Source organism: Leifsonia sp. YAF41 (genome assembly GCF_052113185.1).
Lineage (GTDB): Bacteria > Actinomycetota > Actinomycetes > Actinomycetales > Microbacteriaceae > Cryobacterium.
This window is the reverse complement of record NZ_JBFRCS010000016.1, coordinates 22205-43525: the sequence shown is the minus strand read 5'-3', so window position 1 is coordinate 43525 and position 21321 is coordinate 22205. Positions and strand designations below refer to the sequence as shown.

Here is a 21321-nt window from a genome sequence, read left to right as displayed (position 1 = left end):
TTAGTCGCGCCGGGTAGTTCGCCGCGTCGGCTGCCGCATCCTTCGCCGCGTCGAGACTTCGCCCGAGAGGCGTCGTGCGCGATAAGTTGGCTGCATGAGCGCGACGACAGCCATCGGAATCGACATCGGCGGAACCGGCATCAAAGGAGCGGTGGTCGATCTGTCGACCGGTGAGCTGATTTCGGAGCGGGTGAAGCTGGCCACCCCGAAGGGCGGCGCCCCCGACGACATCATCGAGACCACGCGAGAGATTCTGGAGAAGGTCTCCGAGGGCTCGAGTTCCCTGCCGATCGGCGTCTGCTTTCCAGCCGTCGTCAAGCACGGGCACACGATGTCCGCGGCGAACGTGTCCGAGAAGTGGATCGGTCTCGCCGCTGAAGAACGCTTCGAGAAGGGGCTCGGTCACCCGATCCACTTTGTCAACGACGCGGATGCTGCGGGTTACGCCGAAGCACAGTTCGGCGCGGCGAAGGGCGAGCCAGGCGTGGTCATCCTCACCACGCTGGGAACCGGTATCGGTTCGGCACTGCTCAACGACGGCGTGCTCGTGCCCAACACCGAACTCGGCCACCTTGAAATCGACGGGCACGATGCCGAACGGCGTGCCGCGTACTCGGTGAAGGAACGCGAGGACTTGAGCTGGGAAAAGTGGGCCCATCGGCTCCAGACCTACTACTCGGCTCTCGAGGCTCTCTTCTCGCCCGATCTGTTCATCGTCGGTGGCGGAGTGTCGAAGAGTTACGAAGAGTTTCTGCCCCTGCTGAATCTCTCGACCCGCATCATCCCGGCCGTACACCGCAACAATGCCGGCATCCTCGGCGCGGCAGCCCTGGCCGTGAAATTTCCGACGACGCCCCGGGGACCACTCGTCGATGAACAGGTGCCGGCGACGACGACTCGTTAACCGTGACAGATTGAGGAATGGGCCGGCTATTACGCCGGGTTCTGTCTCAGTGCCTGCGTCGAAACGCACGCACCCTCGACGGTCATCTATCTACGAGCTACGTTGCCGCAACCCTCTAGCGGCCTACCCGAAAACTCGGCGAGCAGCCTTAGCGTTTTCTGTCTGACCTTGCTCCGGACGAGGTTTACCGAGCCGACCAGGTCACCCTGGCCTCTGGTGGTCTCTTACACCACCGTTTCACCCTTACCGCAGAGCGTTTTCCGAGGAAAAGCCCTGAGGCGGTTTACTTTCTGTGGCACTGTCTCGCGGGTTACCCCGGGTGGGTGTTACCCACCGTCCTGCTCTGTGGAGCCCGGACGTTCCTCGGCATCCGTTTGTAAAACAAACGAACAACGCGACCGTCTTGCCGACCCATTCTTTGCTTAAGCCTAGCTCAGATGCCCGATTCTTCGGTGCGCACGAGGATGGCGCCGCAGTCGGGGCAGAAGATGACGTCGTTGGCCGGGGCCATCCGCACGGCTTCCAGGTCATTTCCGGTCAGCGTCATCGTGCATCCGCTGCAGGTGCGAGCGCGCAGCAGCGCTGCAGCGTTTCCGCGACCCGCAATGTAGCGCTTCTCGTAGAGCTCGACGAGTTCGGGGGCGACGGATGCCGCGACGGCGGCCCGGTCGCGAATGGCCTCGGCACGCTGCTGATCGATGACAACCAGTGCTTCGTCGCGCACGCGCTCGGTCTCGGCGATCTGCTCGGCGATTGCCGCGCCTTCGACCTCGATCGCGGCGACGGCGGCTTCGTGCTCCTCAACGCGCTCCATCACTGCGATCTCGATCTCCTCGAGGTCGCTCTGTCGCTTCTTCAGCGCAGCGACCTCGCCCTCGTAGGCCTGGATGTCTTTGACCGACGAGCTCTGCTGCATGCGCTCGGTGTCGCGTGCGATGCGCTTCTCGACAACCTCAACGTCTGACTCGATGCGACGCAACTCGGTGCGCACATCCTCGAGCTCGCCCGTGCGCGCGGTCAACTTCTGGCGACTCGCGTCGGCCTTCTTGCTCAGTTCGGCCAGCTCGGCGTGCTGCGGCAGCGCCGTGGTCTGGTGCGCGAGCTGCTGGGCCTTGATGTCGAGGGCCTGGAGCCGAAGAAGCTCTTTCTGTTCTACGGGAGTTGCCTTCACGATGTCCTGACCTTTACGAGTGTTGAGTGTGAATGAGTTGAGGGGCCGGCGGTGGTGCCGGGGTGGCGGGCGAAGAATTAGTGCATGACGACAAAGTCCCACGGATCGGTGCGCAGGTCGCTGACGTTCACCGTGACGCCGGGGAGCGCCGCGCGCAGCTGTGCGGCCGCGGTGTCGAGCCAGAGCCATTCGCTGGCCCAGTGGGAGACATCGATGAGGGCGGGGCCGCCGCTGATTTTCGCTTGCTCGCGCGACTCCGAAGCCGGGTGGTGTCGCAGATCGGAGGTGACGTACACGTCGGAAGCGAGCACCAGTGGGTGGGCGAGCAGCGAGTCTCCGGCGCCGCCACAGAGCGAGACGACCTCGACGAGTTGCTGGTAGTCACCGGACACCCGCACACCGGATGCCGTCGCCGGAAGCAGGTCGGCAAGCACACGAGCGAGATGGCCGAGCGTGACAGGCCGGGCGAGTCGGCCGACCCGGCCGATGCCGGTCCCCGGCTCGACACTCGATGTGATCGGCTGGGTGTCCTGGAGTTCGAGGCGCTGAGCCAGGATGTCGGAGACTCCGTCGGTGACGACATCCGCGTTGGTGTGCGCAGCAAGCAGTCCGCAGTTCGCGCGGATCAACCGGGCCAGAAGTGCGCCCTTGTAGCGGTCTTCTGACACCGTGGTCACACCGCGCAGTAACAGCGGGTGGTGCACAAGAAGGAGGTCGGCCCCGGCTTCGATTGCCTCGTCGACGGTGTCTGACACAGCGTCGACGGCGAGATGAATCGACGAGACCTGGCGAGCCGGGTCTCCGCTGACGAGCCCGGAGGAATCCCAGGACTCCGCGCCGGACAGCGGCCACAGTTCATGGATGACTGAGGTTACTTCTGCGAGCGATAAAGACACCCTGCCAGCCTACCGGTCGCATCAACCGTGCCGCCTGTGGAGATGCAGGCCGAGGAGCTCACTCGCGCCGTTTCGCTTTCCGCGACGCGCGCGTCTCGTAKACCGGTTCAGCATTCGGAGCAGCTTCGGGAGCGGTCTCAGGCGTGGGCTCGGGAACGACAGCAGAAGCCACGTCGGGCTTCACGTCCGGCGTCACCGCCGCCCCCGGTTGCGGCTTCTTCTCCGCCTGCAGCCACGCCAGCGGATCCGCCGCGGACCCTGCCGCCGCAGCCGGCGGTGCTACACCCTCGCTCGGAACGGTTTCGTCGTAGTGGCCGCGTTTTCCGTGGTCCGTCTCCCGGTGATGGTGATGGCGCGAGAACCACCAGCGTCGGCGAGCAGACGGCACCACGTGCTCGCTTTCGCTCACGCGCGGACTCGCGATCGGCTTCGACGGAACCAGGGCGACATCGTCGGCGTCGTCGTCGAGCGAATCATCGAATCCGGCCTTGATGATGTCATGCGACGTCGTCGTCACGGCATCCGGATCACCGCCGACAATGATGGCCAGATCCGCCTCGGTCGGCGGTTCCGTCGGTTCGACGCCATCCTGCCCCTCTGGGCCACGATCTGACATCCCACTATTCTAGTGAGAAATCCTCAGATCAGCCGGTGAGCGTCAATTTGTCCGTCAGCTCACATGAATCGACGGTCGTCGTTTCGCGTTAGGTTCGGATGCCCGGAGCACCTCGCGCGTCACCGGCGCGATCTCACCCGCACCCGTGATCAAGAACTTGAACATGTTCGAAATCGGATTGCCTTCCGTCCATTCGAAGTAGATCTCGGGGATGATTCCGGTCTGATCGCGAATCTCGAGCAGCACCGACGCGATCGTGTTCGGCACGTTTCCGCTCGTCACCCTGAGCACCCGATAACCGTGCGCCGCCACCCCCTGAACGAGAAGATCCTCTTCGAAGTCCGAGGAATCCGACGGGTACACCTCGAGAAAAATCACCGACGACCCCGGCGGAATGTGCCCGTACCGGCGTTCGTCGCGACTCTTGTCGTGATACTCGGCATCCGTGTCGACACCGGGCTCGTGGGAAATCAGCCGCACTGCGTCGTACTCCTCCGTGTCTTCCATCACATAGTCGAGCGCGTTGGCGTCGAGCACCACGGAGGTCGCCCGCAGCTGGAACGAACGCCGCACGCGCGAGATCAATGAGATTCCCACGATGCCGAGAATGAAAAGCGCCGCAATGCGCACGCCGTCCGGGCGCTCGAAGATGTTGGCGATGGTCGTGTACACGAAGATCAACGAGATCAGGCTGAATCCCGCGGTGCGCCACTTCTGGCGTTTGCGCCGCGCCGACAGGGCGACGGCGACGGATGCCGAGGTGATCAGCACCAGAACACCGGTGGCATATGCCCCACCCTGGGCGTCGACGTTGGCGTCGAAAACGACGGTGATGAGAAACGCGATCGCGATGAAGACGAGGACCAGGGGGCGTACCGCCCGCGCCCACTGCGGGGCCATTCCGTAGCGAGGCAAGTATCGCGGAACCAGGTTGAGCAGACCCGCCATCGCCGACGCCCCGGCAAACCAGAGGATGCAGATGGTGCTCACGTCGTAAACCGTGCCAAACCCGTTGCCGAGATACTCATGCGCGAGGTAGGCCAACGCGCGCCCATTTGCCGGTCCCCCGGGTTGAAAATCCTTCTGCGGGATCAGGAACGTTGTGACAATGCTCGAGGTGATCAGAAATCCGCTCATGATGAGCGCTGACGTGGTCAGCAATCGTTTGGTGTCGCGGATACGCGTCGCCGGGTTCTCCTCGGTGTCTCCCGCGCCTCCCTTGACCTGCGGCATCACCGCGACCCCGGTTTCAAATCCCGAGAGACCCAGCGCAAGCTTGGGAAAGACCAGAAGTGCGATTCCGACGATCATCCAGGGGTCGCCATGCTGGGTGGTCAGCGCCGCCCACCAATCGGTGGCCACTTGTGGGTGCTGCAGCACCTCACCGATCGAGACCGCGATGACCACAAGATTCAGCGCAAGATAGATTGCGACGAGCACAACGGCGATCCCGATTGCTTCTTTGAATCCACGTAGGAAGACGGCCCCGAGCAAGGCGATCAACACGAGCGTGACGATCATTTGCGAATCGAGCCAGCTCGGCACGAACGGGTTCTCGAGAAAGTGTGCGGACGCATCCGCAGCCGAGAGCGTGATGGTGATCATGAAGTCCGTCGCCGCGAAGCCAAGCAGCACCAGCACAAACAGCTTGCCGGCCCACCACGGCAGCAGATTCTCGAGCATGTGAATCGAGCCAGAGCCCTTGAAACTTTCGGCTGCGACGCGACGGTATACCGGCAACGCACCGAACAGTGTCAGGGCGACCAGCACGATCGTGGCGATCGGCGAGATGAGGCCGGCAGCCAGCGCGGCGATGGCCGGCTGATATCCCAGGGTCGAGAAATAGTCGACGCCGGTGAGACACATGACGCGCCACCACGCGTGTGTCTTCTCGACCGCCTTGGCGTGCGGACCGACATGTGCGCCGGTCTTATCGACCAAGCCGTCCAGCATCCAGGCGCGAAACCCGACATTGGGAGAATGCAGTTTGCTCACGTGCACAGATTACGCCCGCACTTCGCTCGGCTCGCGCAAATCCCCACCGAGAGGAGGATGCGCCGGTCAGTTTTCCTCGCCCTCAAGCAGCGCCTTCGCGACGGCGAGGCCCGCTGTCTCGCTGTCCATCGAGGCCTGAACCGGTTTGCTCATCACAAGCTTCTTGATTCCGGAAAGGTCGGCGTTCAGTGAGAACTCGACCTCCGTACCAGAGTCGGTCGCCGTGAACCGGAAATCGCCGTGGGGTCGCACCGGTCCGGCGACAACCTGGAAACCGTACTGGCGGGGCGGGTCGTAGTCCGTCACCACGATGTCGGCCTGGATGCGACGCCCGCCAGGCCCGGCGACGGTCTGCGCGATGCGTCGACCGACGGCGGGCGGCCCCTCCGCCGCGATGGTCTCGACATGTGAGCGCCACCGCGGGTCATTCGCCGGTTCGGTGAAGAAGGCGAACACCTCGTCGATAGGACGGTTGATCACAATCACACGCGATGCACTCGGCATGACCTCAGGCTACGCTTCACCGGCCCACTCTGCGCGTGCGGAGGATTCGAGGGGCAATTCGCGTCGCAGCCACCCGCAGCCACGATTCGTAGTCACAATTCGTAGCCACAATTCGACGGTGAATCTTCCGAAAACCGAACATCGTGCTGGTTTGACGTAGTAGACATAGAGTGCGCCGATTTTGCAGCACTCTGATCAAGGAAGACCAATGACTACAACGCACCACGCCCGCGCCGCCGAACTCGTCTCCCAGCTCACCCTGGATGAGAAACTCCTGCTTCTCTCGGGGGTGAACATGTGGGAGACCGCGGCGGTGGGCGCGATCCCGTCGACGTTCCTCGCCAACGGCCCAGTCGGCGTCGGCAAGCAGGCATCGGCCGGCGACCACGTCGGCGGTGGTGAGATGCTGCCCGCCACGTGTTTCCCCTCTCCCTCCGTGCTCGCGTCGACATGGGACGTGGAACTCGTTGAGGAGGTCGGGGTCGCGCTCGGTCGTGAGTCCCGCTCGAAAGGCGTCGGCGTGCTGCTCGGCCCTGGTCTGAACATCAAGCGCCACCCCGGCGGCGGGCGCGTCTTCGAGTATTTCTCCGAAGACCCGTATCTCTCGGGGAAGATTGCCGCCGCCGCTGTGCGCGGAGTGCAGTCGCAGGGTGTCGGCTCCTCCATCAAACACTTCGCCGGCAACAACCAGGAGACCTTCCGGATGCGACTGGACTCGATCATCGACGAGCGCACGCTGCGAGAGATCTACCTCACCGGTTTCGAGATTGCGGTGACAGAGTCAGAGCCGTGGACAGTCATGACCTCCTACAACCTGGTCAACGGGGAATACCCCGGCGAGTCGCACCGACTGCTGGCACAGATTTTGCGCGAGGAGTGGGGCTTCACCGGCTTGGTCATGAGTGACTGGTTCGCGGTCTCCGACCGTTCGACCGGCATCAGCGCCGGGCTCGACCTGGAGATGCCGGGCAACGGCGGGCTCTGGACCGGGCGAGTCAAGAAGGCTCTCGAGGACGGCACGCTGCCGCTGACTGCAGTGGATGCCGCGGCCACCCGCGTCGCCGCGCTGGCATTGCGTGCCGCCTCCGAGTCGGCCGGCGCCGCCGTCACAGCAGACCTCGACGCCCACCACGCTCTGGCCCGCCGCGCGGCCGCGGCCGGCACAGTGCTCCTGCGCAATGATGGCATTCTTCCGTTACGCGCGAAAGGCACCATCGCACTCATCGGCGCCGGCGCCAAAACGCCTCGCTACCAGGGCGTCGGCAGCGCCAGCGTCAACGCCATCACGGTCGAGACCGTGCTCGACGCGCTGCCCACGCGACTCGGCGACAGCGCCGAGTTCACCTATGTGCGTGGCTATGACGCCCAGTCCGGAGCCGTCAGCGCCGAGGATTCGAAAGCAGCGCAGGCCGCCGCGGAAGCGGCCGACGTCGCCGTGATCATCCTCGCGATCCCGGCCGGCAAGGAGGCTGAAGGGGTTGACCGCGAACACCTCGCCTTCCCGCCCGCCATGAACGAACTGGTGCGCGCCGTGACGGCGGCCAACCCGCGCACCGTCGTCGTGCTTGTCAATGGCTCGCCTCTCGAACTGCCGTGGGCTGAGGAGCCCGCTGCCATCCTTGAGGCTTACCTGGGCGGCCAAGCAGCCGGACCTGCCATCGTGGATGTGCTCTTCGGTGACGCCGAGCCGGGCGGTCGCACCGCTGAGAGCTTCCCGGTCGTGGCGGCCGATCTCCCCTCCGCAGCCAACTTTCCGGCCACGACCCCGACCCAGGTGCAGTACCGCGAGAACCTCTACGTCGGCTACCGCTTCCATGACACGTTCGGCATCGCTCCGCGCTTCCCGTTCGGGCACGGACTCAGCTACACCACCTTCGAATACGGGGCCCTGGATCTGTCCGGCGAGGGCGTCGACCGCACCATCACCGTCTCGGTCACGAACACCGGTGACCGTGCGGGTTCCGAGGTCGTGCAGCTCTACGTGCACGCCACCGGCTCCTCGGTGCACCGCCCCGAGCAGGAGCTGAAGGCGTTCGCCAAGGTTCACCTCGCGCCGGGCGAAACCCGGAGCGTGAGCCTGACCCTCGGACACCGTTCCTTCGCGATCTACGATGTGGGGAGTTCAGAGTGGGCTGCCGAAGCCGGCGAGTACGAGATCCGCGTCGGTTCCTCCTCACGCGATATTCGCGCGACGACGACCATCCGATTCGACATTGGCGAGACCGTCACCCCGGTTGCGCGACCCGTGGCCGCGGTGGCGACTTCTGCCGAATTCGCACGGCTTCTCGGCCGCTCGGTTCCGATCGCGAAGGAGCTCTTGCCGTTCAGCCTCAACTCCCCCGTCGCCGACCTGCCGAGCACCTGGCTCGGTCGACGTCTCCACGGTGTGCTGCTGGGTGTCATCACCAAGCAGCTCCCCGCCGGAGGCGATGAGGACACTCAGGCGATGATTCACGCCGTCGTCGGGGGGATGCCGCTCCGTGCCCTCTCCGCGAACTCCGGCGGGCGTCTCAGCCTCGACACGATGGACCGCATCGTGAGCGTGCTCAATGTCGCATCGCCCCACGCGCGGCGAGCTCGCCGAGCGGCCAAGCACTAGAGACTGACGGGCGAGCCGGGTCCCCACGGGATACCGAGCAGGAACCAGGCGGCGAAGAGAACGATCCAGCCGATCAGAATCCAGACGGTGTAAGGCACCATCAGCGCGATGATGGTGCCGATTCCGGCATTCTTCTTGTAGCGCTGCGCGATCGTGACGATAAAGGGCAGGTAGACCATCAGCGGAGTCAGCACATTCATCGGCGAGTCGCCGACGCGGTACGCCGCGAGCAGTGTCTGCGGGGCTACATCGAGCGACGCGAAGATCGGCACGAAGATCGGTGCGAAGATCGCCCACTTCGGCACAACGCCGGGCAGGATCATGTCGAGCACGAAGATGACGAGCACGAAGGCGACGAGGAGCACGACGGCGGGAACGTTCGCCTGCTCCAGCACATGAGCCGCCTCGACGGCAGCGACGGTGGGGAGATTGGTCCAGTTGAAGAGGGCGATGAACTGCGAAATCATCAAGAACATGATCAGCAGGCCGCCGAGTCCGGCGAAAGTCTTCGCGATCGCTCCGACGACGGCGTTGCTGCCGCGCAGCGTGTTCGCCCCGATGCCGTAGCACACGCCGCACACCAAGAAGCCGAGCGAGATGATGAAGATGAGGCTCGCCATGAATGGCGTGGCGCCAATGAGCTCGCCGGTGGCGTTGTCGCGTAGCGGCGCTCCCGGCGGGAGGCTCAGCGCGAGCACGATGGCAGCGACGACGAGCAGGCCCCACATCGACAGGCGCAGGCCACGGGCTTCACCGGCGTCATCGACGGGCTCGCCCGTCGTGACATCCACCGGTTCGGCCATCTCGTAGACGCCCAGACGCGGCTCGACGATTTTCACGGTGACGACGACGGCGATGAGCGCCATCAGTATCGACGAGGCGATGCTGAAGAAGAAGTTGGCCGTCACAGTGAGCGGCTGCAGTCCGATGCTGCCGAGCGCCTCGTTGGTGATCTCGGTGAGCATCGAGTCGACCGGCGTGATGAGCACGTTGACCGAGAAGATCGCGCCGACGCCGGCGAACGCGGCGGCCATGCCTGCCAGCGGATGACGCCCGACCGAGAGGAACGCGGCGGCGGCCAGTGGAATCAGGATGAGGTATCCGGCATCGGAGGCGACCGACGACAGCACGCCGACGAAGATGAGGATGAAGGCGAGCGACCAGCGCGGGGCGACCTTGACGACCTTGCGGATGAGTGCGCCCATCAGGCCCGCCTGTTCGGCCACGCCGACACCGGCCATTGCGACCAGAGTCACGGCGACGACGCCGAAGCCCGCAAAGTTGTCGACAAACGAGGAGAAGAAGAACTGGATGCCGTCGCTCGAGAACAGGCTGCGCACAGCGAAGGTCTGTTCGCTCACGGTGTAGTCGGGAAGCGTCACAAACGCGTCGGTGTTCGTGTCGAAGGGCACCAACGTGCCACCGAGCGCGTCGTTGAGCTGCTGAAGTTGTTCGGTCGGCACGGGGGTGACGACCTCATCGGTGACGCTGACTCCGACCCAGGAGAGAATCGCGGAGATGATGGCGATGAGCAGAATCAGGTAGACGAACATGATCGTCGGGTTCGGAACCTTGTTGCCCAACCTCTCGATCTTGTCGAGAAATGTGCCTGACCCCTTCGTCGTCGAAGTCGCTGCTGCTGACGTCACAATGCCCCCACCTGTCGGCCACCTCGGCAGAAGCCGGGCTGATGCGGCCTCCAGTGGCCGCCGATCTCACCCTAATGGGAAGAAGAAACGTACTGGATATCTGCTTAGGTGAAGTAACCCTGGGCTAACTCAGCTTTCGGAACTTTTCGACGATGTCGCCTGTCGCCATGGCTGTCTGACTCTGGCAGCGTTAGTCAGCTCACCTAGCTCTCGGGCCCCGGTCAACCGTCTCGCAATCGTGGGCGGTCAGGCCTCTCTGGTCACGTTGCCGCGTTCTCGTGTAGAAGATTGCCCGAACCATATCCAAAGGGGTCGAGCCGTGACGAAGATGAGCACCGCAAAAAGGCTTTGACAGATGACCCCGAAGGACGAGAGTCCGCCGACCGTAGCGAAGACGGTCCAGTTCACTGCGATGTCGGCGATGATCACGGTGCTGCCGAGCACGATGCCGGAGCGCCGTCGAAAGATGATCAGCGCAGCGGTGGCCGGATCCAGGATCGTTAGTGTCACCCAGAACAGCCGGACGCCGAGCGGGAAGGCGCTGTAGGCGTCTAATCCGCCGATGATCAGATCCGCCGTATGAGTGGTTGTTCCAACGAGAAAGCCGATCACCCACATGACTTGGAACACTCTGAGCGCTCGTGCTGATGCGGTGAGAGCGATCATTCGCCCATGATACCGAGCCTGCAAGGGCAGTCGAGCAGGAGCCGATTTGAGAACACCTTGCTATTGGCTTAGCAAGAACGCCTATGACGACCGCTGAAGTCACCGCCCCGAGCACTACCTGGGGACCCGCAATTCTCCGAGATGCGCACCGGATGGTTATGGGTCCACGGTGGCACGTCCTGCGCCGTCTGAGGAGATTACCAGTGTCTCGATCGGATGTGGACCCGTGGCAACGCATTGCTGGAGGAGTCGGTAGAAGAGCAGTCCGCGGCTCTTCGAGGTGCGCCTATTGAATCGGAACGTGAACTCGTCCAGGTAGTTGGCGAGATGATCGCTCGAGGTGCCTTAGTGCAACGTCCCAGTCAGCCAGCGCTTCAGCAGCGAGGCAACGATATGCACGCCGGGCAGATCAACGTGAGCTGGCACGGTCGATCCGAGCTGGGTGAAATAGATGTGGTCGTAACCCAGCCCACCGAGACGACGGAGCTCGCGCGCACCATCAGTCTTGACCACCGAGCCTGGCGCTACCGTGCGCTTGGTGAACTCGACCAGGGCGAGTGGCTCGTTCGGGGCTGGCTCCAAGCGGATCCGTCCAAGCTTTCGCGCGCTGACCATCTCGGCCGCAACCATAACCCCGATCTTGTCGCTGGACCGGCCTCCCTTGCCGCGAGAGATCCCACCTACATAGCTCTGGTCGATCTCGACCGTCCCCGAAAGCACTCCACGCCCTGGAACGACCATCGCTCGCCGGAACTTGTGCATCCACGCCCACGCCGTCTCATACGATTTCAGACCTAGCACTCTCTGCAACCCCAACGCAGAGACGCCATTCTTCTGAGACGTGATGAACCACGCCGCCGCAAACCATGTCGGCAACGGCGCACGTGTCCGGTCGAAGATCGTGCCAGCCGTCACCGACGCGCGTCGACCGCAGTCGCGACACATAAACAGAGCATCTCCAGTCCGCCAGAACCGCGTCGAGGCGCAGGCCGGACAAACGAAGCCCGCCGGCCAACGAAGGCCAGCAAGGTACTTAAGACAATCGCGCTGCGAAGAGAAACGCTCCTGGAACTCACCAAACGTCGATGGAAAGTCGACACCGGATCGCGGACCCGAAACGCTCATGTCAGTCACAACTCACCGCTACTTCACCTAAGCAGATACCCAGTAGAAACGTTCTACTCGCCACCGCGCCGGGCTTCATTCTGTCCGCGCTCTGAGGCGGGCAGGCCCGATACTGGATTCGTGCTCGACTCCAACGTCACTGCAACCCCGACGGCCCTCACCTGGCGGCTGCTCCCGGCTGCGCTCATCTCCGCTTCCGCCGTTTTGCTGTTCGGCGTGCAAGTTCCCGTGGCGGGCTACGGGGTGCTTGTACTCGGCCTCTTGCTCGCCTGGTTCATCGACCGGCCGCTGTTTCGCGACTTGCTGCTCATCGCCAGTGGCCTCGGCATCATCAGCACGATCTCGCTTGAAGCCAACATCGACTACGCCAACATGGTGCTCTTCGGAGTCGTGCTGTCCGCCGCCGTTCTGGTGCCGTTCCTGATCCAGCGTTACGTCTACCGTGAGAGGGTCATCCGGTTTCCGTGGAGGGGAACCTGGCCGTGGACGCGAGCGCAATGGTGGTACATCGCCGCCGTGGTGGTGGCCGCCATCGTGCTGTTGCCTGCCTACTTCATCGGCTCCGGTTCCTACCAGAACTGGCCGGCGGTGCACGAGCCTGATGCCATCGTGCGGCTATTCGTCGGGGTGAATGCGGTCGGCATCTGGGACGAGCTGTTCTTCATCTGCACGGTCTTCACGCTGCTTTGCCGGCACTTTCCGGTCTGGCTCGCGAATCTGCTGCAGGCCACGATCTTCGTCTCATCTCTGTGGGAACTCGGCTACCAGAGCTGGGGGCCGCTGCTCACCATCCCGTTCGCGCTCGTGCAGGGCGCAATCTTTCGCATGACCCGCTCACTCAGCTATGTGGTGACCGTGCACCTACTGTTCGACCTGGTCGTTTTCGTCGTCATCGTCGCGGCGCACAACCCGGACTGGTTCGGCGGGTAGCTCGCCTGAAGACAGGCGTCAGGCTAGCCCGGATCGTGCCACCACAACGGCGAGTTGGGTGCGGTTTCGGATGCCCCACTTCGTCTTGATACCGGCGAGGGTTGACTTGACTGTGGTTTCTGCCACGAAGAATTGGGCGGCAAGCTCCGCGTCACTCGCGCCGGTAACGAGCGCAAGCGCAAACTCGTGTTCCCGGTCAGTGAGCTGGCCGAGCTTCTCGATGGCGTCTCGGCGTCCGTCGGCATTGTGGGAATCCTGAACCCACTGAGTCAGCTGGCGAGCGGCGCGTGGTGAAAACTCGGCGTCACCCGCCGCGACGTGTCGCACCGCCGCAATGATCCGGCGCGGGTCCTCGTCTTTCAGGAGAAAGCCGGCCGCGCCCGCGGCCACTGCGTCGAGAACAAGACCGTCCTCATCGAACGCCGTCATCATCAACACGCGCGGCGCACCGATCTTCCCCTGGACTGAACGCACGACCGCGACCCCGTCCATCCCTGGCATGCGCACGTCACAGAGGAGGACATCAGGCGACAGGCGGTGGATGGCGTCAGCCACCTGGGCGCCGTCGGTGCAGCTGCCGACAACAGCAAGGTCATCGGCCGTGCCGAGGAGCGCAGTGACGCCGGCGGTAGCCATCGGGTCGTCGTCGACGATGAGGATCCGAATGGGGCTGCTGTCCTGGTTCGGCGTGGTCACCGCGCAAGTCTAGCGACGGTGCCACGGTAGCCAGGCGACGACCGCATAGGTTTCCTCCAGCGTCACCCCAGCCTCAAATGAGCCTCCCACCAGGGTGGCCCGTTCTCCCATTCCCCTCACCCCGTTTCCGCCTCCGGTCGACGTGGGATGCGCTCCAGGTACGAGCCAGTTGACGGCACGGATGGTCACCCCGGTCTCCGGTCCGCCGCGGAGGTCGACTGAGAGGGCGACGCCGGGGGCATGCCTCCGCACGTTCGAGATCGCTTCCTGCACGATTCGGTAGCAGGCGTGGGCGACGTCCGGATCGCACGAGGAGGGGTCACCGACGAACATCTGGGTGCGTATGTCGGTACCCTCCCGCACTGCTGCATCGACGAGCGCACCAATGTCGACCAGCCCGGTTTTCGCCACCGCGTTGAGTTCGGGGTTGCGAATGACCCGCACGACACTGCGGAGGTCGTCCAATGAATGCTGCGCCGATTCCCGAACCGCGCGGGCCGCGGCGGTCACCCGAGCGTCAGACTCTCCGACCTGAAGTTCCAGTGCTCCGGCGTGCAAGGACACCGAGCTCAGCCGAGCGGCTAGGGTGTCGTGAAGCTCCCGGGCGATCTCCTGACGTTCGCGCTCCATCGACACCTCGTGGTGCAGCGCGGCAATGTTGCGGGCGGCAGATGCATTGCCCAGCCGCGCGATGTCCCGCTCCGCTTTGAGCTGTCGGGAGAATCCGAAGGCGGCGAACGGAGCAACCGCGAGTGCAGCAAGAATGGGCACCACCCACAACAAGGCCACCCTGGCCGGAGTTCCTTGATCCGGTGAACCGGCAAAGATGGCGAGGAACGACACGTGGGCCGCAACATCCCACGAGAGTGAGACGACGGTCGCAGCATACGTTGCTCCGACCATCGCCCAGCGCATCCGGCCGCGACGGACAGCGGCCAATGCAGCGAGGGCCAGCAATGCAGGGAGTGGGGTCGTCGGCAGAATAAAGGTCAGAGCTGTCGCGACGACGTAGAAGAGCGCGGGGAATTGATGCCGCCAGATCAGGAACACCGACACGGCGAGCATCGGGAGGATCCCGAGCATGGCCAGTATCTGCATGATCGACGGAGATGTGCCGTCTTGGGGCAGCTGGGTCCCCGCGGCAGTGATCGCCAGCAGCGACGACACGATGGCAAGCACAATTGACCCGGTGAGCGCCCACGCCCGCCGAGTGCGCGAGCGCGGTGCGACGGTCAGGGCTGGTGCGGTGGATGCCGCCCAGCCGCCGGACGGGAGAGGCGGAGCGGCGGTCATGTCTCGATCGTAGAGGGCCGCCCGACTCCTCCACTACCGACGTTCGGGCGGACAGAGACACCAACATCCCGTGCTTTCGGTCGGAACGAACTGACCCAAACGAGGTGGTTGCCGTCCGGGTGCCGATGCTGTTCTAGATGTGGCCGATCGGCCGCAGTCCGCACCTACCAGGAGGCATCCTTGTATTCACGTTCCATCATCCAGCGTTCAGCCCTCCAGCGTTCCGTCATGCGGCGTTCCACCCTTGCCGCTGCCGGCGCTGCACTCGCCCTGACCGTCGCGCTCACCGGCTGCGGCGCCACGTCCACATCCGGAGGCTCGGCATCGGGCGCTTCGACCGGCAGCTCGGCCGAGGCAGAAGCACCGCAGACCCCGGGGCTCAACGTTCCGGTCACGGTCGGCGCGTTCGAGTTCACCGCCCTTGCCGCCGCTGATGTGGGGACAACCGTCGGAGAGTCCCCACTGTCTCAGACAGCGCAGGGCTCCTTCTATCGCTTGGATCTCAAGATTGCGAATGTCGGCGATTCTCCAGAAACCTTCATCGTCAACTACGTCACGCTCGAGGACGCCGATGGCAAGACGTACGACGCGGACACCCTGGCGACGATGTACGCCGGCGGAGACGCGCAAACCTGGGTCGCAGCGATCAACCCGGGCAACGCAGTCGAAGGCCCTCTGTTGTTCGATCTGCCCGCCGGCACAACGCCGGTCAAGTTGATCGTGCGCGACAATCTGCTGTCTGGAGGAACGGCGATCGCACTCGGCTAGCTGCCGACATAGGAAAGGCCAGGGGACACGGATATGCCGGGGGGGCAACGCAGAAGGGCCAGGTCAGAATTGATTCTGACCTGGCCCCAGCGGAATCCTGCGGGTGAGCGGGACCTAGGCCGTTGTGGTGATTCCGCGTCCGAACGTGAACGCACGGATGATCTGCACGACACCGATCACGATCAGCGCGATCCCGGTCAAGAGGAAGAGCAGCTGCGCGCCCCACAGCGGTGCGAACAACAGTGCGATACCGGCGATGATGCTGACGATCGCGAGGATGACCGCCCAGGTCTTCGACGGTGCATCGCCGAGCTGCACGAGTGTCGCGACACCTTCGATGATCCACAAGATGCCGATCGCGATTCCCAGGAAGACGGCGAGGAACTCCACCGTGCCCGACAGGTTCCCGAATGCGAGGCCGGCACCGATCAGGAAGAGGACGCCGAGGATGATGTCGAGCGCCCTGGCCCCACCTGAGATGCCTCGGGCGAAGATGCCGATGCCGACGTATACCAGGCCCGCGACGATGAAGTAGATCCCCAGCAGGATGGCGATCGTCGCTGCAGCGGCCTGCGGCTGGAACGTGATCAAGAGGCCGATGAGGAGAGTGACAACTCCGCCAACGCCCAGGGCGATGCGGATGCCGTTGACAGCGGACTTGGTGAGGTCGCCTGAAGTGAACGAGTACCCGCCGAGAGCCGAACCGGATTGAGTGGACATCTGAAACCTCCTGCAGCAACGGGTGAGCAATTGTGCTCAGGCTATTCCCAGCATCGCTCACCTGCCACGATATTGCGAGGGCGTGTCGTCGATCCCGGCATCTCGCGTACGTTTCTGCGGGAATCGCGGCTTCGGCCCGCTCAGCAGGTGCTCTTCACCGCATCCGTCAGCGTTGTCAACGAGGTGCCCAGTGTCTTGACCGCCGTGCCGACGGCGGTCAGAGACTCGACCGTCGGCGAGGTCGTGGCCGCGTCAATGCTTGAGCCGACCGATGCGGAAGCCTGCTCGACGGCGTCGATCTCGGTGGCGTACTGATCTTTGGCGTCGGCCTTGACCTGGCTCAGGTCGGTCTGCACTTGGGTGAGCTTGGTCTGCAGCTCCGCCAGCGCGCCCTGGTCGAGCTCGACGTTCTTTACGTCAGAGACCGACTCCTTGAGCGATTCGACCGCGCCACACACCGCCGGCGAAGCCACCGGTGACGCCGTGGGCGGGGCGCTCGACGTGCATCCGGAGGTGATCAGTGCCGTCAGGAGTGCTCCTGCGGCCAGAAACGAGGTGATGGCCCGACTTGTCATGGCGGTGAGGCTACTCCCGCCTCCGGAAACAGAAAAGGTCAGAGGCGGAAACACCGCCTCTGACCTTTCTTTCTTCCTGCTGTGGGCCCTACCGGGATCGAACCGATGACATCCACGGTGTAAACGTGGCGCTCTACCAGCTGAGCTAAAGGCCCTGACAACCAGCCACTCACGTGGCGAATCAGGTTGCTTACATCCTAGCCAATCCGCCGGGCCCGATCAGAATCGAGCTCGCAACTCGCGCGCGTCGCAGGGTGTTCTCCAGCACGTTCGCCGCGGTGTTCTACGATGACGCATGACCTCCAACGGACTCACCTGGCACGCCAAACACAACCAATCGCTGAGTCGTGGGGCTCGTGCGGCCGACATCATGCGCAACGGTATGGGCAGCTGGCCGTTCGTCGGCGGATTCATCGGCATCATGCTCATCTGGGCCGCGATCAATATTGCGCTCCCGAATGACAGCAAATGGGACCCCTACCCATTCATTCTGCTGAACCTGTTTCTCAGCATGCTGGCGGGTCTGCAGGGCGCAATTCTGCTCATCGCCGCGAAAAGGCAAGACGGCATCTCTGCAGCTTTGGCTCAGCACGACTATGACACGAACCTCGCGGCCAAAGCCTCAATCGACAAGTTGATGACCATCGCTCATGGTCAGACTGAGATGATCACCGAGTTGCACCGCTTGCTCGCGGCCGAGCGTGTCGGGTCGGAGGCGTAGCCGGGGCTGCCGGCCCCACCGCCGGGACGCTGCAGACCACCTCTATGGGAACAACGGCTAAGCCGGCTGCAGCTCGTCGAGCGCAGCCCGGTAGGCGGCCAGTGAACGTGCTTCACCGGGGGCCGTGATGAAACTGGCACGGATGATGCCGCTCTGGTCGATCAGGAAGGTCGCGCGATTCGCGAATCCCTTTGCATCAAGGAACACTCCGTATTCCTTCGCCACGCCGCCGTGCGGCCAGAAGTCGGCGAGCAGGCTGAACTCGTAGCCTTCCTGCTCGCCCCACGCACGAAGGGTGTGCCGGGAGTCAACGGAAATGCCGATCAATTCGACGCCGCTGTCGGCGAAGAGCGACAGATTGTCACGCAGCTCGCACAGCTCATTGCTGCAGATTCCCGAGAATGCCAGCGGGAAAAAGACCAGCGCGACTGACTTCTCACCCCGGAACTGACTGAGCTGGACTGACTGTCCGAACTGGTTGGTAAGTACAAAATCGGGTGCCTGGGTGTCGTTCTCCAGTGCCATGGCGCAACGTCCTTTCCGCGCCACGGTGAACCCGTGGCAAGCCAAGCTGCACAGCCTAGTCCGGGCGGCTGCGGGAACCAAGAACGGTCGCTGGGAGCACCGAGGATGCTGCGGCGCGTACGCGGAGTTCAGCAAGAATCAGTAGGCTGGCGGGTGGTGCCGATGGTCGTGATCCGACCCACCCAGATATGCGGCACGAAACCCAGGCACGACCTGCCCAACACAGAGAGGTCGAGTGTGACTGTCAACGACCAGGACCCGTACTCGATGGACAACACCGACGCAGATCCAGAAGAAACGGCCGAATGGTCGGAATCGCTGGATGCGCTTGTCGCCGAACATGGCCATGAGCGAGGTCGAGAGATCATGCTCAGCCTGCTCAAGCGGTCCAAAGAACTTCACCTGGGCGTGCCCATGGTGCCGACCACCGACTACATCAACACGATCGCCGCAGAGAACGAACCAGCGTTCCCCGGCGACGAAGACGTTGAACGCCGCTACCGCGCCTGGATTCGTTGGAACGCAGCGATGCTCGTGCACCGCGCCCAGCGCCCCGGTATTGCCGTCGGTGGCCACATCGCCACGTACGCATCGTCTGCCGCGCTCTACGAAGTTGGTTTCAACCACTTCTTCCGTGGCCAGAACCACCCCGGCGGCGGCGACCAGGTCTTCATCCAGGGTCACGCCTCCCCCGGCACGTACGCCCGCGCCTTCCTCGAAGGACGCTTGAGCGCCAACCAGCTCGACGGTTTCCGCCAGGAGAAGTCACACGTCGGCGGAGGACTGTCCTCCTACCCGCACCCGCGTCTGATGCCCGAGTTCTGGCAGTTCCCGACCGTGTCGATGGGTCTCGGACCGATCAACGCGATCTACCAGGCACAGGCCAACAAGTACCTGACCAACCGTGGCATCAAGGATGCGAGCGACCAGCAGGTCTGGGCCTTCCTCGGCGACGGCGAGATGGACGAGGTCGAAAGCCGCGGTCAGCTTCAGGTTGCCGCCAACGAAGGTCTCGACAACCTCAATTTCATCATCAACTGCAACCTGCAGCGCCTCGACGGCCCGGTGCGCGGTAACGGCAAGATCGTTCAGGAGCTCGAGAGCTTCTTCCGCGGTGCCGGCTGGAACGTCATCAAGGTCGTTTGGGGCCGCGAGTGGGACGACCTGCTCTCCCGCGACACCGATGGCGCCCTGCTCAACCTGATGAACGTCACCCCGGATGGCGACTACCAGACTTACAAGGCTGAGAGCGGCGCGTACATCCGCGAGAACTTCTTCGGTCGCGACCCGCGCGCGCTCAAGCTCGTCGAGGGCTACACCGACGACCAGATCTGGAACCTCAAGCGCGGTGGCCACGACTTCCGCAAGGTCTACGCCGCATTCAAGGCTGCGTCAGAGCACAAGGGCCAGCCGACCGTCATTCTGGCGAAGACCGTCAAGGGCTACGGGCTCGGACCGAGCTTCGAGGGCCGCAACGCGACCCACCAGATGAAGAAGATGACGCTGGAGAACCTCAAGACGTTCCGTGACAGCATGCATGTGCCGATCACCGATGCGCAGCTTGAAGAGAACCCGTACCTGCCGCCGTACTACAACCCCGGCGCGTCAGACCCGGCGATCGAGTATATGCACGAGCGCCGCCGCGCACTCGGCGGATACCTGCCGGAACGCCGCACCAAGTACACCCAGGTGAACCTGCCGGACGACTCGACCTACGCGATCGCCAAGAAGGGCTCCGGCACACAGGAGATCGCCACCACCATGGCGTTCGTTCGTCTGTTGAAAGACCTGTTGCGGTCGAAGGAGTTCGGCAACCGCATCGTGCCGATCATCCCCGACGAGGCCCGCACGTTCGGCATCGACGCGTTCTTCCCGAACGCCAAGATCTACAACCCGAACGGCCAGCACTACACCTCGGTCGACCGCGAACTGCTGCTGTCGTACAAGGAGAGCCCGCAGGGCCAGATCCTGCACGTCGGCATCAACGAAGCCGGCGCCATGGCTGCGTTCACGAATGTCGGAACCTCGTACTCCACCCAGGGTGAAGTTCTCATTCCGATATACGTGTTCTACTCCATGTTCGGTTTCCAGCGCACGGGCGACGCCATGTGGGCTGCCGGCGACCAGATGGCTCGCGGTTTCATCATGGGCGCCACCGCCGGTCGCACCACCCTCACCGGTGAAGGCCTGCAGCACGCCGACGGCCACTCGCACCTGCTCGCTTCGACGAACCCGGCCATGGTCTCCTACGACCCGGCCTACGGTTACGAGATCGGCCACATCATGCGCGCCGGCCTCGACCGCATGTACGGCGGCACGCACTCCGACCCGAACGTGATGTACTACATCACGCTCTACAACGAGCCCCTTGTGCAGCCGGTCGAGCCCGAGAACGTGGATGTCGACGGCATTCTGCGCGGGATCTACCGCTTGAACCAGTCGACCGTCGCCGGTCCGAAGGCGCAGCTGATGGCATCCGGTGTTTCGGTGCCGTGGGCGCTCGAAGCCCAGCAGCTTCTCGCCAACGACTGGGGTGTATCGGCCGATGTCTGGTCTGTCACCTCGTGGACCGAGCTGCGTCGCGACGGCCTCGCGGCCGAGGAGCACAACTTCCTCTACCCCGAAGCTGCCGAGCGTACCGCCTACGTCACCGAGAAGCTCGCCGGAGCCGAAGGCCCGTTCGTTGCGGTTTCCGACCACATGCACGCGGTACCCGACCAGATTCGCCAGTTCGTTCCCGGCGACTTCGCAACGCTGGGTGCCGACGACTTCGGTTTCTCCGACACCCGCGCCGCAGCACGTCGCTACTTCAAGATCGACAGCCCGTCGATGGTCGTGCGCACCCTCCAGTTGCTCGCCCGTCAGGGCAAGATCGACCGCAGCGTGGTCGCCGCAGCAATCGAGAAGTACCAGCTGCACGACGTGAACGCTGGAACCACCGGCTCTGCCGGGGGCGAGAGCTAACTCA

At 63.7% G+C, this 21321-nt stretch carries 18 protein-coding genes, 1 tRNA gene, 1 other RNA gene and 1 pseudogene; 6 read left to right on the top strand and 15 right to left on the bottom strand.

The genetic code is table 11. The features are described 5' to 3' along the window. The first annotated feature begins 94 nt into the window (after positions 1 to 94). Positions 95 to 904, top strand: a complete 810-nt coding sequence (gene ppgK, locus AB4Y63_RS16975; RefSeq protein WP_441792250.1) for a polyphosphate--glucose phosphotransferase — start codon at positions 95 to 97, stop codon at positions 902 to 904. A 14-nt stretch (positions 905 to 918) separates the two neighbouring features. Here the strand turns inward: ppgK and rnpB are convergent. The 6 genes from rnpB to AB4Y63_RS16945 form a co-directional block, all read right to left on the bottom strand. Beyond that, an RNA gene (rnpB, locus tag AB4Y63_RS16970) (RNase P RNA component class A) lies at positions 919 to 1318 on the bottom strand. A gap of 19 nt (positions 1319 to 1337) precedes the next feature. Next, a complete protein-coding gene (locus AB4Y63_RS16965; protein WP_441792249.1) occupies positions 1338 to 2075 on the bottom strand; it encodes a zinc ribbon domain-containing protein in 738 nt (245 codons plus the stop codon). Positions 2076 to 2152: 77 nt separating this feature from the next. Continuing rightward, on the bottom strand, positions 2153 to 2971 hold the full coding sequence (locus AB4Y63_RS16960; protein ID WP_441792248.1) for a Nif3-like dinuclear metal center hexameric protein: 819 nt from the start codon (positions 2969 to 2971) through the stop codon (positions 2153 to 2155). Between the two features lie 58 nt (positions 2972 to 3029). Further along, on the bottom strand, positions 3030 to 3587 hold the full coding sequence (locus AB4Y63_RS16955; protein ID WP_441792247.1) for a hypothetical protein: 558 nt from the start codon (positions 3585 to 3587) through the stop codon (positions 3030 to 3032). Between the two features lie 54 nt (positions 3588 to 3641). Further along, a complete protein-coding gene (locus AB4Y63_RS16950) occupies positions 3642 to 5540 on the bottom strand; it encodes an amino acid transporter (RefSeq protein ID WP_441792395.1) in 1899 nt (632 codons plus the stop codon). A gap of 108 nt (positions 5541 to 5648) precedes the next feature. Continuing rightward, positions 5649 to 6086 (bottom strand): SRPBCC family protein, encoded by a 438-nt coding sequence (locus tag AB4Y63_RS16945; protein WP_441792246.1) that lies wholly within the window; start codon positions 6084 to 6086, stop codon positions 5649 to 5651. Positions 6087 to 6294: 208 nt separating this feature from the next. Between AB4Y63_RS16945 and AB4Y63_RS16940 the strand changes: the two genes are divergently transcribed. After that, positions 6295 to 8685, top strand: a complete 2391-nt coding sequence (locus AB4Y63_RS16940; RefSeq protein ID WP_441792245.1) for a glycoside hydrolase family 3 C-terminal domain-containing protein — start codon at positions 6295 to 6297, stop codon at positions 8683 to 8685. Here AB4Y63_RS16940 and AB4Y63_RS16935 read toward each other — a convergent pair. From AB4Y63_RS16935 to AB4Y63_RS16925, 3 genes and pseudogenes are all read right to left on the bottom strand, one after another. Further along, on the bottom strand, positions 8682 to 10334 hold the full coding sequence (locus AB4Y63_RS16935; protein WP_441792244.1) for an AbgT family transporter: 1653 nt from the start codon (positions 10332 to 10334) through the stop codon (positions 8682 to 8684). The genes AB4Y63_RS16940 and AB4Y63_RS16935 overlap by 4 nt on opposite strands. A 246-nt stretch (positions 10335 to 10580) precedes the next feature. Next, the gene (locus tag AB4Y63_RS16930) at positions 10581 to 11000 is read right to left on the bottom strand and encodes a hypothetical protein (RefSeq protein ID WP_441792243.1); all 420 of its coding nucleotides are present in this window, start codon (positions 10998 to 11000) and stop codon (positions 10581 to 10583) included. Positions 11001 to 11156: 156 nt separating this feature from the next. After that, positions 11157 to 12125: pseudogene (locus AB4Y63_RS16925) on the bottom strand (IS1595 family transposase). 120 nt (positions 12126 to 12245) lie between these two features. Here AB4Y63_RS16925 and AB4Y63_RS16920 point away from each other — a divergent pair. After that, positions 12246 to 13055 carry a CPBP family glutamic-type intramembrane protease gene (locus AB4Y63_RS16920; protein ID WP_441792242.1) on the top strand — a complete coding sequence of 270 codons (810 nt, stop codon included), beginning with the start codon at positions 12246 to 12248 and terminating at the stop codon, positions 13053 to 13055. 18 nt (positions 13056 to 13073) lie between these two features. Here AB4Y63_RS16920 and AB4Y63_RS16915 read toward each other — a convergent pair whose 3' ends face one another. Next, a complete protein-coding gene (locus AB4Y63_RS16915) occupies positions 13074 to 13751 on the bottom strand; it encodes a response regulator (protein WP_441792241.1) in 678 nt (225 codons plus the stop codon). Positions 13752 to 13760: 9 nt separating this feature from the next. Next, positions 13761 to 15044, bottom strand: coding sequence for a histidine kinase (locus AB4Y63_RS16910; RefSeq protein WP_441792240.1), 1284 nt, complete (start codon positions 15042 to 15044; stop codon positions 13761 to 13763). 228 nt (positions 15045 to 15272) lie between these two features. On the opposite strand from AB4Y63_RS16910, the gene AB4Y63_RS16905 reads away from it, so the two are divergent. Further along, complete coding sequence (locus AB4Y63_RS16905; protein WP_441792239.1) at positions 15273 to 15812, top strand: DUF4352 domain-containing protein; 540 nt, start codon at positions 15273 to 15275, stop codon at positions 15810 to 15812. 114 nt (positions 15813 to 15926) lie between these two features. On the opposite strand, the gene AB4Y63_RS16900 is transcribed toward AB4Y63_RS16905, so the two are convergent. The 3 genes from AB4Y63_RS16900 to AB4Y63_RS16890 form a co-directional block, all read right to left on the bottom strand. After that, on the bottom strand, positions 15927 to 16532 hold the full coding sequence (locus AB4Y63_RS16900; protein WP_441792238.1) for an HdeD family acid-resistance protein: 606 nt from the start codon (positions 16530 to 16532) through the stop codon (positions 15927 to 15929). A gap of 140 nt (positions 16533 to 16672) precedes the next feature. Continuing rightward, positions 16673 to 17107 carry a hypothetical protein gene (locus AB4Y63_RS16895; RefSeq protein ID WP_441792237.1) on the bottom strand — a complete coding sequence of 145 codons (435 nt, stop codon included), beginning with the start codon at positions 17105 to 17107 and terminating at the stop codon, positions 16673 to 16675. 82 nt (positions 17108 to 17189) lie between these two features. Continuing rightward, positions 17190 to 17262 (bottom strand) — tRNA-Val (locus AB4Y63_RS16890). A gap of 140 nt (positions 17263 to 17402) precedes the next feature. On the opposite strand from AB4Y63_RS16890, the gene AB4Y63_RS16885 reads away from it, so the two are divergent. Beyond that, positions 17403 to 17828: a DUF1003 domain-containing protein gene (locus tag AB4Y63_RS16885; RefSeq protein ID WP_441792236.1), complete on the top strand. Its 426-nt coding sequence runs from the start codon at positions 17403 to 17405 to the stop codon at positions 17826 to 17828. Positions 17829 to 17885: 57 nt separating this feature from the next. Here the strand turns inward: AB4Y63_RS16885 and AB4Y63_RS16880 are convergent, their stop codons facing one another. Beyond that, the gene (locus tag AB4Y63_RS16880) at positions 17886 to 18353 is read right to left on the bottom strand and encodes a peroxiredoxin (RefSeq protein WP_441792235.1); all 468 of its coding nucleotides are present in this window, start codon (positions 18351 to 18353) and stop codon (positions 17886 to 17888) included. Positions 18354 to 18590: 237 nt separating this feature from the next. On the opposite strand from AB4Y63_RS16880, the gene aceE reads away from it, so the two are divergent. After that, positions 18591 to 21317 carry a pyruvate dehydrogenase (acetyl-transferring), homodimeric type gene (gene aceE / locus AB4Y63_RS16875; RefSeq protein ID WP_441792234.1) on the top strand — a complete coding sequence of 909 codons (2727 nt, stop codon included), beginning with the start codon at positions 18591 to 18593 and terminating at the stop codon, positions 21315 to 21317. The last annotated feature ends 4 nt before the right edge of the window (positions 21318 to 21321 follow it).

Coding starts and splice junctions, on each gene's coding strand:
- ppgK (WP_441792250.1), top strand. CDS start 95: ATGAGCGCGACGACAGCCATCGGAATCGACATCGGCGGAACCGGCATC.
- AB4Y63_RS16950 (WP_441792395.1), bottom strand. CDS start 5,540: ATGCTGGACGGCTTGGTCGATAAGACCGGCGCACATGTCGGTCCGCAC.
- AB4Y63_RS16945 (WP_441792246.1), bottom strand. CDS start 6,086: ATGCCGAGTGCATCGCGTGTGATTGTGATCAACCGTCCTATCGACGAG.
- AB4Y63_RS16940 (WP_441792245.1), top strand. CDS start 6,295: ATGACTACAACGCACCACGCCCGCGCCGCCGAACTCGTCTCCCAGCTC.
- AB4Y63_RS16930 (WP_441792243.1), bottom strand. CDS start 11,000: ATGATCGCTCTCACCGCATCAGCACGAGCGCTCAGAGTGTTCCAAGTC.
- AB4Y63_RS16910 (WP_441792240.1), bottom strand. CDS start 15,044: ATGACCGCCGCTCCGCCTCTCCCGTCCGGCGGCTGGGCGGCATCCACC.
- AB4Y63_RS16905 (WP_441792239.1), top strand. CDS start 15,273: ATGCGGCGTTCCACCCTTGCCGCTGCCGGCGCTGCACTCGCCCTGACC.
- AB4Y63_RS16900 (WP_441792238.1), bottom strand. CDS start 16,532: ATGTCCACTCAATCCGGTTCGGCTCTCGGCGGGTACTCGTTCACTTCA.
- AB4Y63_RS16895 (WP_441792237.1), bottom strand. CDS start 17,107: ATGACAAGTCGGGCCATCACCTCGTTTCTGGCCGCAGGAGCACTCCTG.
- AB4Y63_RS16885 (WP_441792236.1), top strand. CDS start 17,403: ATGACCTCCAACGGACTCACCTGGCACGCCAAACACAACCAATCGCTG.
- AB4Y63_RS16880 (WP_441792235.1), bottom strand. CDS start 18,353: ATGGCACTGGAGAACGACACCCAGGCACCCGATTTTGTACTTACCAAC.